General features: G+C 42.8%; 8 protein-coding genes. 4 read left to right on the plus strand and 4 right to left on the minus strand.

All coding sequences use genetic code 11. The features are described 5' to 3' along the window. Positions 1-49 precede the first annotated feature (49 nt). Positions 50-550, plus strand: coding sequence for a dihydrofolate reductase (locus tag ACUM5Y_RS05440; RefSeq protein WP_445975852.1), 501 nt, complete (start codon positions 50-52; stop codon positions 548-550). A gap of 85 nt (positions 551-635) precedes the next feature. Here the strand turns inward: ACUM5Y_RS05440 and ACUM5Y_RS05445 are convergent, their stop codons facing one another. The 4 genes from ACUM5Y_RS05445 to rnt form a co-directional block, all read right to left on the minus strand. Next, the gene (locus ACUM5Y_RS05445) at positions 636-2,759 is read right to left on the minus strand and encodes a TonB-dependent siderophore receptor (RefSeq protein WP_445975853.1); all 2,124 of its coding nucleotides are present in this window, start codon (positions 2,757-2,759) and stop codon (positions 636-638) included. Positions 2,760-2,892: 133 nt separating this feature from the next. Continuing rightward, positions 2,893-6,351 (minus strand): DUF748 domain-containing protein, encoded by a 3,459-nt coding sequence (locus ACUM5Y_RS05450; RefSeq protein ID WP_445975854.1) that lies wholly within the window; start codon positions 6,349-6,351, stop codon positions 2,893-2,895. Between the two features lie 42 nt (positions 6,352-6,393). Then, positions 6,394-6,780 (minus strand): YbaN family protein, encoded by a 387-nt coding sequence (locus tag ACUM5Y_RS05455; protein ID WP_445975855.1) that lies wholly within the window; start codon positions 6,778-6,780, stop codon positions 6,394-6,396. Positions 6,781-6,906: 126 nt separating this feature from the next. After that, complete coding sequence (gene rnt, locus ACUM5Y_RS05460; protein ID WP_445975856.1) at positions 6,907-7,581, minus strand: ribonuclease T; 675 nt, start codon at positions 7,579-7,581, stop codon at positions 6,907-6,909. A gap of 94 nt (positions 7,582-7,675) precedes the next feature. Between rnt and ACUM5Y_RS05465 the strand changes: the two genes are divergently transcribed. The 3 genes from ACUM5Y_RS05465 to ACUM5Y_RS05475 all read left to right on the plus strand — a co-directional run bounded on the left by ACUM5Y_RS05465 (position 7,676) and on the right by ACUM5Y_RS05475 (position 13,024). Then, positions 7,676-8,551 carry a flagellar protein MotY gene (locus ACUM5Y_RS05465; protein ID WP_445975857.1) on the plus strand — a complete coding sequence of 292 codons (876 nt, stop codon included), beginning with the start codon at positions 7,676-7,678 and terminating at the stop codon, positions 8,549-8,551. A gap of 216 nt (positions 8,552-8,767) precedes the next feature. Further along, entirely contained in the window at positions 8,768-10,000 is a 1,233-nt protein-coding gene (locus tag ACUM5Y_RS05470; protein WP_445975858.1) for an argininosuccinate synthase, read from the plus strand. A gap of 780 nt (positions 10,001-10,780) precedes the next feature. Continuing rightward, positions 10,781-13,024, plus strand: a complete 2,244-nt coding sequence (locus ACUM5Y_RS05475) for an ankyrin repeat domain-containing protein (RefSeq protein WP_445975859.1) — start codon at positions 10,781-10,783, stop codon at positions 13,022-13,024. Positions 13,025-13,222: the final 198 nt, after the last annotated feature.

The following is a 13,222-nucleotide window of genomic DNA, read 5'->3' on the forward strand; positions in this document are numbered from 1 at the left end:
TATCAACTGCAGAGTATGCATGAGAGCATACCGGGAAATAGGTTTTAAAATGATTAGAATGATTTTTATGTGCGATGCAGAGCGAGTGATTGGTGCATCTGATGCCGCGACCAACGCAAAACGCTGTGATTTACTGCCCACTTCAATGATGGGGGAGATGTGTAAACTCTACCATACGCGCCATGCGGTACTAACCGATGAGCAGCACATGATGGGGCTGCATGCCCAAGGTTTCGTTGAGGCGACAAAGTATGTGGTGACTTATAAAGATAAATTTAACCAGCCCAAAGACTTAGCCAATGTAGTACCTGTGGCAGACCTTGCTAGTCTTGCGAAACAGTATCAAGAAAGTGGCGAGGAACTGTTAGTGATTGGTGGATTGGCAGTCTTTAAACAGCTTTTACCCTACACATCACAATTAGAGGTTCTAGAAACCGAAGATCTAGTGCCTGGTGATCTGATATTCAGTGAATGGGATAACGGTAATTTTGCGGTTAATGGTGAAGAGCGTTGGGAAGGGGGACGAACTCTACACCTAGTTCGTCATTAAGCTCACACCTACTGTTGGGCATAAAAAAAGCGGGTCACTTCACTTGAATGAAGTGCCCCGTTTTTTTGTGTCCGCTGAATGCGACTTAGAAGTCGTAGGCAGCGCTTAGGTAAACTCGACGAGGTTCACCCACGTAAGAGCCGATTGTTTCAGTGAAACCGCTGACAGCGTATTCCTTGTCAAATAGGTTTTTCACGTTAACTTGGAATTTCCAATCTTCCCAGTTAGTTTGCCAAGACAGATCGTAAACGGTGAAAGGCTTAACGATTTGATCATCACGGTTCTTCTGTTGGCTAACATAGTCTGCACCCAAAGCAATGGAGGATGAAATACTAGGGAAGTCGTAGCGTGTCCAGACACCTAGCTGGTGGTATGGAGAGTTAGCTAGGTTGCGGCCATCGTCACTGGTTTCACTAACTTTTAAGTCATTGTAAGCGTAGTTTACATTGGCAACCCAACGTGGCGTGATGTCCACTAAAGCATCAACCTCAAAACCTTTACTGCGAATTTCACCAATGGAGATTAGGTAATCTTCTTCGTCTTCATCTGGATCATCCGTCAGCATGTTGTTGCGAATGATGCGGTATAGGGCAAAGTTAAGGTTTAGACGGTTGTCGAACAAGTAGCTGCGTACACCCACTTCCACTTGCTGGCTTTTCTCTGGATCAAATAAGCTGCCATCGGCTGAGTATTGTTGATCTTCCGCACTTTGTGGAGTGAAGCCGGTAGAATAAGAAGCGTAAGGTTTCAGTTGCTTACTCAACTCATAGGTTGTCCCTAAACGGGTAGAATAGCCGATATCATTGTAAGACAAGTTGTTTGAGCTATCAGTGTTATCCGTGAAATCCTCGCTCATATAGTCCGCGCGACCACCAGCGACCAGGCTAAGTTTATCTGTCGCACGCCATTGATCTTGTAAGTAAACACCGCCGCGGTTCAGTATTGTACGATCATCACTGCGCAGTGCTAGATCGTAACTGCTAACATTGGTTTGTCCGTAAACTGGGTCAGTGAAACTCAGATTCGAAACTCCATTAGTTTCACCCTCGGCACGGTAATAAAGCATGTCGTTGACTTCATGGTATAGGTCAACTCCCGCTAGGATCGTGTGGTCATCCAGTTCCGCCACTAGACTGGAAGCCAGAGTCAGACCTTTAGTTTCTTCTTGACGGTCACGGTATTGGCGAACTGTTTCGTCATAGTTACCGTCGCCATCATTGTCGAGTAGCTCAGCGATTTCATGGTAGTTCTGGACTTCTTTGTTTTCGAAGTAACGCGCACTGAAGCGACTGTCTAACCAGCTGTTAATGTTGTGGTCGAGAGTTGCTTGGAAAACCTGAGCGTCCAGTTCTTGGAAGTCAGACTTTTCATTATTGTTCCATGAAATGTCTGTTAAGAAGTTGCCATCGTCATCGGTAGGGATACCGCGAATACGAGCACCGGTAATATATTGTTTTATGTCGGTGTATTGCAGGCTTAGAGTGTTTTTAGCGTCTAAATCCCAAGCATAGCCTAGGTCAATAATACGGTTTTCTTCTTCCACATTATTGCGGTAAGAGTCTTCGCCGCTTGAGTAAATGCCAACTCTATAGCGCTGGGAAGCGTCTTCGTTAGCAGGGCCTGAAGACTCAATGCTACCACTTAGGAAGTCTTCATTACCTGCGGTGACTTCAAGGCGGTTTTGCTGCTCATAACTAGGCTTCTTGGTAACATAGTTAATCACACCACCAGCATCACCTGCGCCATAAATGGCACCAGCAGGTCCTTTTAGGACTTGAATCTCACTGATGTTGAACAATTGAGGAATACTAAAGCCGCTAAATGGGTCGCCTTTTAGACCATCATAAAGGATGACGTCTTGTTCAAAGCCTCGCATGGTGACCACAGAGAAGTTGTTATAGGAAACGCCAGATATAGAGCGGTAAAGATCGCTTATTTGACGAGCGGCTTGGTCTTCAATCAAGGTCTCAGTAAGTACCTGAACAGACTGTGGTGTTTCATCAATTGGTGTCGCCGTTCCTGTGGCAACCGTGGTTTCATCTTCCTTGTAATACGATAATGCGCGACCTTCAACTTGAATGGCTTCAAGCTGAACATTGCTGTCATCTTGCGTGACACTAACCGACGTGTTGTCGTTAGCCAGTGCAGAGCCAGCAAACAATACGGCTCCGCAAGCAGGCGCTAATATGAGGGAAAACTTTACATTCATGATTACAATTTACACCGAACTGAGAATTAAGCGCGCACTGTAATAACATTGAGAATCACTATCAATTAAAATTCAAAAAATTTACATTAATTTACTAAGTTAGAGGGTATGACCCCGTCTTCTAGTGACTGTATTAAAAATTCAGCTCAACTCTTGGTTTGCCATCACGGCTTAGATCAAGTTCTGGTGAACATAATAGAACCCTAGAAGACTTAATTCCGGCGTTTACCAAGTACTCTTTTAAGGCGTCTGCTCTGAGCTCTGCAAGCTGTTTAAGCTGGCTGGTTTGCTCGTCAGTGATCGCTGCTTCAGATTGTGTGTCCAGCATTAGATCTTGATAGCTGGCGACCCCACAAGCTTTAAGCTGGCTGTCTTCTTTGCTCACCATTAAGTTGTATAACTCTTCGAGGAAAGTGTGCTGTTCTTCTACCAAGCCTTGTTGACCTGGAGCGAAGTTAAGAGGCTTCACGCGTATCCTCAGAATTTGCTCACTGGCCAACTGGGCAATGCTGATGACATTGGCATAAGGCACAAAGGTCTGCATTAGATAGCTACTCGAAGCGGAAAACAATGCTTTACGTAATGGCAGCATAAGCAGGCTGCGTAGACCGAATTCAGGGTTATCGACATTACCTGTTAAAGGAAAGTCCAGCTCAATATTGTCTTGGCTGTCTTTTAATGCCCCGACAGCAATATTAAGAGGGACGGCGCCAGCTTTGACGACAGAACTGCTTTCATGGCGTCCACCTAAGTTAAATTGGCGTAAGGTGATATGAGATTCACCATCCAGCTCGCCATTTAGAGAGTCTAAATCCAGATCCAGATCCAGTTGGCCAGAATCGATTTGATAACCAAGGGTGTCGGCGATATAAGCGGAATAAGGTGGTAGCTCCGCTTCGCGCACCTTGAGCTTACTTTGCATCGTAAGCTCATCTGCTAAAGGCCAAAGATTTACATCCGCTTCTAGGGTGGCATACTTGCCGTGTTTGGCTCGTAGGACAAGTTGGGTGGCTTGTTCTTTATCCTGAGTATTTACGTTGCGTACAGATAAATTGTTAATGTCCAAGTCACGATCCAAAGGAGGGGACTGGCTAAAGTCTTGTAAACGCACTTTTGAATCACCCAGCACATCAAAACTGTCTAAAACCAAATAATAGGGCGGTTTGAATTCTGCTTCTTCAACTGGCTGAATCTCATTGGCAGGGATTTCGGTCGCCTCGGGTATTGCTGGCTCTGTTGTCTCGGGCGCTGTGGATGAGGTTTCTTCAACAAAGACGAGGTTTTCTAACTGCTTATCTTTATTTAAAACTAAGTTTGCAATGAGGGAATTTACCTCAATTTGTTTGATGTTTGCCCCTTCTTGATCGGCCTTAACGTCTGTGATTTTCAATGATGCAATGTTAGCTAAAGCGGGCAGCGCTGTGTTAGCTGTAAGGTCTTCTGAAGCACGAATATCAAGAATTTCAAGGTTATCTAGTGAGGCGTTAAAGTCTTCACCTTGGTATTGTAAGTTAAGGTCTTCAAAGCCCCCTTGTTGCCATGCAAGAGCGCGTTTGTTGGCTGATAATCTAGCATCTAAACCTTGGCTGGTTAGGCTCAAAGTTTCGCCTTTAACAGCAAGAGGCTGCTGCTCACTTTGTGCTACCTCAAGTTGTGCCGCATTAAAAAGAAGCTGCTGAAGATCGAGCTGTTCACGCTCTCCTTGTGCGGCGGCAAGGCCATTAAGTTGGACGGATAAAGCCTTGTTCGTCAGCGTTAGGCCTTGGGAGTGTTGCTGCAAAGATAAGGTGTCTTGAATGGTTAGGTCTTGGTAATTTGCTTGCAAGTCTTCTTGTTGAGCAACAAGATTACGGCTATTAATTTGGCTAACTAGGTTAACATCCAGCGTGTCTGGGCTTTGCTTTGCACTAAGGTCCGTTAAGGTTATCTCAGTCGCGTCATTGGTTAAACTAAGTGCGTTGCTGAGAAGGTTTAACCCTTCAGTTTGAAGCGTTAGCCCACTACTAGCGAATGATAAATGCTCCGCGTCCTGTTCGAAGGCCAAGGGGCTATTTAAAGACAGTTTAGCTACCTCTACTTGCTGGTTTGATGGATCAGCTTGGGCGTCATTCACCGGTGCTTGAGTAAGAGCAAGTTGCTCAGCCGTCAGTTTGCTTAAAGGGCTGTCAATTTTAAGTAGCTCGGCATTTTGCTGAACTTCGATAGGCAGAGAAAGTTCTAGATTGCCAAGGTTTAAGCTGTGGTGAAGTGGCGTGGTTGACTCTTCTTGTGAAGGATTGGCTTGTGTTTCTGAGCTGTCCGATTCTTGTTGAACCTGTGATAGTGCCAGCCCCTGAAGGGCTAACTGCGTCTCTGGGGCAGATAACTGAGTAGCTTGTTCACTAAATGTTAAAGTAAAAGGCCAGTTGAGTTGTAAGCCTTCTAGCTGAATCTGTTGCTGAGCTTGAGTTTGCCCTTCAAGCATGGCCAGATCAAAACTGTTGCCCTTAGTACTAACCTTGAGTTCTCCTTGGCTTTGTTGAACATCAACTTGGGTTATCCATTGTAATCTATCCAAATCAAGCTGCTGTTGCGCATCTTGGTAATGGCTCGCCTCCAAAAGTACGTCAATCTGGCCTTGAGCGTTTGCCTCCTCGCTACTAATAAAGCCAAGTGTCGCATCCTTGATAACAAGTTTACTAAGGTCACTGCGAATTACTCTATTTGCGTCCAAGGTTAAATCTAGCCCATTGATGCGGGTTTCTAGGTTTAACTTGTTAAGCTGATAGCTGGCTTCTTCCCCTTGCATCTCAAGCCTTGCCTGAGTTTCGCCGCTAATCTGTATAGTGCCTTGTGCTAGGTTATATGGAGCGGGCAGGAAGTTACGTAAAGACGGCAACGGAAGATCAAACTGAGTAATTGTAATGTCAGCAGTGCTTTGCTGTGAGGCGTAATCAAATTGGCTATTAATGTCTAGCTGAGCGTCATTCAAGCCCGCGTTAATGGAAATCTGTCCTTGCCAATCTGTGCCTTGTCCTATTAATGACTCAACAACAAATTTGTTAATGGCGATAGTGTCCAGTTGCGGGGTGCTGTCGGCAGTGGCTTGGCGGCTAAGGTTTATCTGGCTGTTAGTGAAGCTGAACAAAGGCAATTTAATCCCCCAAGGTGAGGCTTGCTCTTCAGGGCTTGCTTCTGGCTCAGCGGATGTTTCACTCTCTGTGTCAGCTTGAGTGTATTGGTCAAGGTTAATGCCCGCTATGGTTAAGCTGTCATCTTGCTGGGAAACAGACAACTCAAGACCATCAATTTGGGCCTTAGAGATCCGTACTGTTTTTTGAAAAAGTGGCAGCCATTCTACTTCAAAATCGGCTTTGGTGAGCTTTAGCGTTTCTAGTTGTTCTTGACTGACCACTAACTGGTTAACTACCACTCGAGGAGGGAAGAAATCAATCCGAAGGGATTCTAGCTGAACCGTCTCACCTTGTTTTTGAAAGTAATCGTTTAAGTAATGCTTGGCCAGCATAGGGCTGACCAGCCAGAGGATAACGATAAGCCCAGCGATAACAATGGCAGGAAAAAATACCCAGTTACGAAAATGTCGACGTGTCATAATAAAACGCATCAAATCCTATTGAGCTAATGTTGCAGTGAATTAGTGGTTGTCCTCATTGCTTTCGCTACGCAGTGGCATGCGTAATAAATAAATGCTGACGCAAATGCCAATACATACTAGCCCAACCGTTGCCCAAAAACGACCGACCATTAAACTGGAAATAGCCATGCCTAACCACATGAAAATAATGGCGCGGTTACGAGATTTTCTAGGAATACCGTCGTTAGACTGCCAGTCACTGACAATGGGGCCAAAAAACTTATGGTTAATGAGCCAAGTATGAAAGCGTTCGGAAGATTTTGAAAAGCACCAAGCCGCCAGCAAGACCAAGGGCGTTGTGGGCAATAGGGGCAGGAAGATACCAATGATGCCTGTGATCAGAGAAAACCAGCCTAATAGTAAATAGAAAATTCGTTTTCCTTGCATAGGGCCGCTCTTATTCATGGTCTATGTTGCTATTCTAAGCCAGTGTGGCAGTGCAAGCTAGCCTCGAAAGTTTGAAGATTAAGAACTTGGCGTGCACTTTCGGGCTCGGCCAAGTTCTATTCGGCCTTAATGGGAAGCGTTAAACAAAGCTTCCATGGAATCTTCTCTATCATTATCCTCTTGGATAAGAGGCCAGCCGCCAAGTTGTTTCCAACGATTCACCATTTCACAAAATAGCTCTGCGGTTTTTTCCGTATCGTATTTTGCGGAGTGGGCTTCAGAATTACTGAATGGAATAGCTGCAGCTTCACAAGCTTTTGCCAAAACGGTTTGACCAAATACCAAGCCTGCAAGACTAGCCGTATCAAAGCTGGAAAACGGGTGAAAAGGGTTGCGCTTAATTTCTGCCCGTTCAATCGCCGCGTTCAAGAAACCATGGTCAAAAGCCGAGTTATGACCAACGAGTATGGCGCGTTTACAGCCTGTCGACTTGAGCTCTTTACGAACTTTTGCAAACATCTGGGTCAAAGCTTCTTGCTCTGGAATATCTTGACGCTCTGGGTCAAATGGGTCGATTCCAGTGAAGTCTAAGGCGGCTTTTTCAAGGTTCGCCCCTTCAAAGGGTTTGATTAAAAACTCCATGGTTTCATGGATATAGAAGTCACCATTGTCATCCATTCGAAGGATGCTGGCAGCCATTTCTAACAATGCATCGGTTTTTTGATTAAAGCCTGCGGTTTCTACGTCGATAACAATCGGTAGGAATCCTCGGAAACGATCTTTGATTTCATGGTTAGACAAAAGAAGGTCCTTAACTCTGCTTATTGCTAGAGGGTGAAGAAATTAATTGGGCCAAATGATAACATAATTGATAATACTAGAACGAGATGTCTCAATGGGAATTACCCGACAGAAAATAATTCGCAGCGCTTTTATTTTAATGGTCCTATCTGTCAATCAGGCCAGCGCACTTATTTATTACCAATCCAGCATTGCCAATTCTGAGTGGCTTTTATCTGGTGATATTTTTTCCTGTAGCTTAACACATCCTGTACCGAATTACGGCGAAGGGCACTTTATTAAAGAAGCCGGTGAGCCGATGAAATTCGTCTTGCAGCCGCAAAATGAAAAACTTGGCCCAGGGCAGGTGTACATTATTTCCCAAGCACCGGAATGGTCGCCGGGTTTGAAACCAGAAACCCTAGAAATTCTCCCTTACCCAGGCTACGGCTTAACCGTTGAAGTGGGTGGTCAGGTTGCTGAACGCATGTTGACCAGTTTGGACAAAGGCCGACACCCAATTGTTGCCGGTCGAGCTTGGGAGAATCAGCGAGAAACCGTAGAAGTGGGCTTGTCGAACATTAACTTTGCCCCAGCATATAACGAATTTCGTCGTTGTTTAGCAACCTTGCTACCCGTCAATTACGATCAAATTGCCAAAACAGCGGCCTTGTTTCCCACCAATGGGGTTGAGCTAACACCCAGTGTGAAAGCGCGCTTGGATCTTGTAGCCTTGTATGTGTCCTCTGACCCAAGTGTGGAATACATTTATATTGACGGTCACACGGATAACATCGGTCCGCGTCGTGATAACCGTCAGCTGTCGAAGACTCGCGCCGAAATTGTGACCGCCTATTTATTGGACAAAGGCGTGCCGGCCAACAAGATAGTGTCTCGTTATCATGGGGAACGTTACCCTGTCACCAATAACAATTCCTATACAGGCCGAGAGCGTAACCGACGGGTAACCATTCGTTTGGAAAAACAATAGCAGGCCGAACGGCTAGGCAATGAATTACAATTAATTGCTGGCGCGGATCGACTGTCATAAAGCCTCTGTTTTGGTGGAATTATCTACCAAGGCAGGGGCTTTTTACTTGCTAAGATTGGGGTGAAAACTTACACTTAGCGCTTCCCTTTTTTAATCATTTGCGCGGCCATTTAAAAATGGTGTGGGAGCGTAATCTCGTTGAGGAGAATAGAAAGAATGTCTGACGTGAAGAAGGTAGTGCTAGCCTATTCAGGTGGCCTTGATACTTCCGTAATCGTGAAGTGGCTTCAAGAAGAGTATAACTGTGAAGTGGTGACTTTTACCGCTGACTTGGGTCAGGGTGAAGAAGTTGAACCCGCTCGCGCAAAAGCTCAAGCGTTGGGTATTAAGGAAATCTTTATCGAAGATTTGCGTGAAGAGTTTGTGCGTGATTTCGTCTTCCCTATGTTCCGTGCTAACACCATTTACGAAGGCGAATACCTACTAGGTACGTCTATTGCGCGTCCTTTGATCGCTAAGCGTTTGATCGAAATTGCGAACCAAACAGGTGCCGATGCGATTTCTCACGGCGCGACAGGTAAAGGTAACGACCAAGTACGTTTCGAATTGGGCGCTTATGCTCTTAAACCAGGCGTTAAAGTAATCGCTCCTTGGCGTGAGTGGGATCTAACGTCCCGCGAAACTTTGATGGCTTACTGTGAAGAACACAAGATTCCAGTGGATTTCTCTACTAAGAAGAAGAAATCTCCTTACTCTATGGACGCCAACCTACTGCACATCTCTTATGAAGGTGATCAGCTAGAAGATCCTTGGACAGAAGCTGAAGAAGATATGTGGCGTTGGTCTGTATCTCCTGAAGAAGCGCCGAATGAGGCAACCTACATTGAAATCGGTTACGAAAAAGGTGACCCAGTTTCATTAAACGGCGAAGCCTTGTCTCCAGCAACTATGCTAGAAACTTTGAACAAAATTGGTGGTGCGAACGGTATTGGCCGTGTAGACATCGTTGAAAACCGTTTTGTTGGCATGAAAGCTCGTGGTTGTTACGAAACACCTGGTGGCACCATCATGATGAAAGCGCACCGTGCGATCGAGTCTATTACTCTAGACCGTGAAGCCATGCACTTAAAAGATGAAATGATGCCACGCTATGCCAAAATCATTTACAACGGCTTCTGGTGGTCAGAAGAACGTCGTATGATGCAAGCCTTGATCGACGCTTCACAAAAATACGTGAACGGTACGGTTCGCCTGAAACTGTACAAAGGCAACGTAAGTGTTGTTGGCCGTCAGTCAGAAAACAGCTTGTTTGATAGCTCTATTGCAACATTTGAAGACGATGCAGGTGCATACGATCAGAAAGATGCAGCAGGCTTTATTAAATTGAACGCTTTGCGCATGCGCATCGCTGCTCAAAAAGGCCGTGGTTTCCTAGACAGCGATAAGTAATTCTTCGCTGGTTCGAAAAACGCCCCATTCTTAAGGAATCGGGGCGTTTTTTTATACTCAAAAACTGTCGTTTATTCATAGATTTAGATACTAGAGTAATTATAAAAAGAGACATAAAAGAAGTCAGTTGTTGAAGTCTCTATATATCTTCCTGTTGACATGAAAGTAATGCTAACCCGCAAGATGAGTCGTTGACTGAAGTATAAAAAAAGAAGGGACACTTTATAGTTGCTTGAGACAAGGAAAAAAGCACAACGGGAAAGACCTGAGAGCGTAAACGGAAAAGGCTGGAAGTTAAGTATATATTGATGAACGATAGTTTTTAAAAAATAAAAATCTCTTTGCTAATTGATAAGTCAAGATGGTTTGAGGTGAAAAGAGAATAGTGAAAATTGTAACTCTATTAGGAATATATATTTTACCTGAAATAGTTATTTCAGCATCAGTGATAGAAATGGTTGAGAGTACTAAAGAGTTATTGATGTCTTTTAAGTGATATGTATAGGCGATTACAGGAAAAACGATTGCTAATTAGCTAGGTTTTTTGAAAGTTGGCATTGTTATAATTGCTATGTTTGTGTATATTTTGATCAGGTTTTTTTTGAAATAAAGAATTTAGTGTGAATGGAATGAGAATATAAAAGTAAATAAAATGCTTATGTAGTCTCCTTGATAAGAAAAATACTGTTTCCGTACTATAAAATTTTAGTCATATATTTGAACTGAGGTTGCAATTTTTGATACCTATCTGGGTTTAAATTAAGGAAGATTGAGAAGGCTATGTTAAGAAACCTTTTAAAAATCAATTTTATATTGATCGCTGTTGTAAGTATTGCTGGCTGTCAAAGTACATATAAAATGACACCCTTGGAAAGTGCAATACATTTAGCAGATGAAGAGCAGGTGAGACTTTTAGCCCCAGTCAGTGATGATGTTTTCTACTGTAGTGATACAAACCCTCTCTTTATTGCGGCTGAGAAAAATGCGGCGGCAGTCCCTATTGCACTCAGCTTAGGTTCAAACATTGGCTGCCAAACTTTAGATAAGAGAACTGCTTTACACATTGCGGCTTTTAACAATATTGATGTTGGTCCTTTTATCGAGGCAGGTGCGGATGTTAATCAAAAGGATAAGTATGGATACACTCCACTCCATTTAGTGGCATTAAATTCCTTGGATAACCCTGTTTATGCACCTGATTTTCCAAAGCTGTTAACGCTTGAAATTCCGCAGAATACAAATGAGATTAAAGAAGTTCGATATATAAGGGAAGAAAATGAAAAAATAAGCATTTCAAATATTGAAAAGTTAATAAAGGCTGGGGCAAATGTAAATAGTCAAGATTTAGGAGGTGATACACCTTTGCACAAAGCAGTCTATAAAGCGGTTCATTCTCCAAATTATGGTGAATCTTGGATATGGGGTTATGGAAAACTTAGAACGCTTGCTTTGATTAAAAATGGTGCGGATTCCACGATTGAAGATAATTCGGGATTCAATGCTCTCGACCTTTTCATTGAAGGTACAAGCTATTTGTTCGTAACAGAATCTTCAAAAAAATCTGCAAAACCCTCATCAATTAAATATCACCATCCAATTTCTCTATCAAAAGATCTCAAAAAAAGCTATCCAAATTTAGGTTATTATAAAGATCTATATGATGGAATGTCATTCGCGCTTTTTAAAGCAATAGAAAAGTCACCAGAAAAGGCTGGAAGAGTATCTTTTGATATGCCGCTTTGGAGGCTTTACACAGCGCTAAAGTTTAGTATCTATGGTTTCTACGATATCGATCAAGACGTTGATACTTTATTAGCATTTGAAAAGAAAAAGATATTCGAGTTTAAAGAACAAGAGAATCTAAAAAAATTACACTTAGCGGCAGAAAAAGAGCGAGAGAGACAGAGAGTTGAACGCGAAAGGCAGATAAAGAAAAAGATATTTAATGATAAGGTTGCTGTCATTAAAGAAGAAATTGGAAATAATAGCACTTTAAAAAATGCCTTTGAGCAGGCGGGTTACAATATGGCTTACTGTAATGCTTTTGGGGCTCAGGCAAGTAAAATAAATAATCAAATGTGCTCTTTTCAGAATAAGTATAGAGAGCATGATGAACACGAAGGCTGTTTAAGACTGGTTGAGCAAGTAAAAGATGTGTATAGAAAAAATAGACATGCAATTTGTGATGTACAGGCAAGTAATCAGTTGGTTTCATTATTTGGTAAAGAAAACAAAAAGGAAGTTGAAGCGGTAATTAAGCAGTACTCTAAAAATAAAAATGTTAACTCTCACACTATATTAGAAGATCATCCTTACTTAGAGTCTACGTCAATTGAACGTATGGTTGATGAACATAGAATATCAGTTAATAAAGAAATTGAATTACGTAATAGGCAGAGAGTTCAGAGTTTGATTGATTATGCCGGTAGCAGAAGTACTTCAGGTGCAGAATCAGTTAATCGAATATTTAACCAACACTTTAACGATATAAAAACCTATGCGGATAGTGTAAGGCAAAGTAGGTCTATGCCTAAGCCACTTACCAATATTAGGGCTAACTCAGTCGATAAAGCGACATTAAGTCGTCTTAAAGAAACAGAAAAGCAAACCACTTTGAGTCCATCTTCTGTTTCTACTAAAGAAAATAAGCCAGTATGTAGCCCAATTGATGAAAATGGTGTTGCTATCCCGACTGCTGGAATTCCTGAAAACATGTGGTGTTACCAGTATTCAAATAATCGTCAATTGCATTGGACAGAAAGTGATATTTCTAAACAGGGCTTATTTAATTATGAGTCGGGGTCACTAGATCGAGCCAAAAAACAAGTACAAACATCGCTTAAAGCTAAGGCGCGTAATGCCTGTAAAGCAGATGGCTATAGTGGTATTTATGATGCTCAGTATAAATTTGGGGGGCTGATCAACTGGACTGCTTTACAATGTAAAGAAAAAAATAGATTGGGCAGTACTTTCCATTATTGTTTAGGTGAAGCTGAATATCGTTGTGGTGTTAGGCAGAAATAAGCTCAGAGTATGAGTTTGCGGTTAAAGCAAGCTCCAGTTGCTCTCTATGCCCCATAGTTTAAATTTGGCATTGTTTTTTAAGGAGTGGATCTTAGAAACATCGATGATCAGAACTTGAAGTTTATTGAGAAGGGATTTACTGAACCGCCAAGAAGGTGTTTAAGTTTTGGGTCACCAGTTGTCATTTCCTGAACTTTG

Source organism: Marinomonas dokdonensis, from assembly GCF_052747885.1.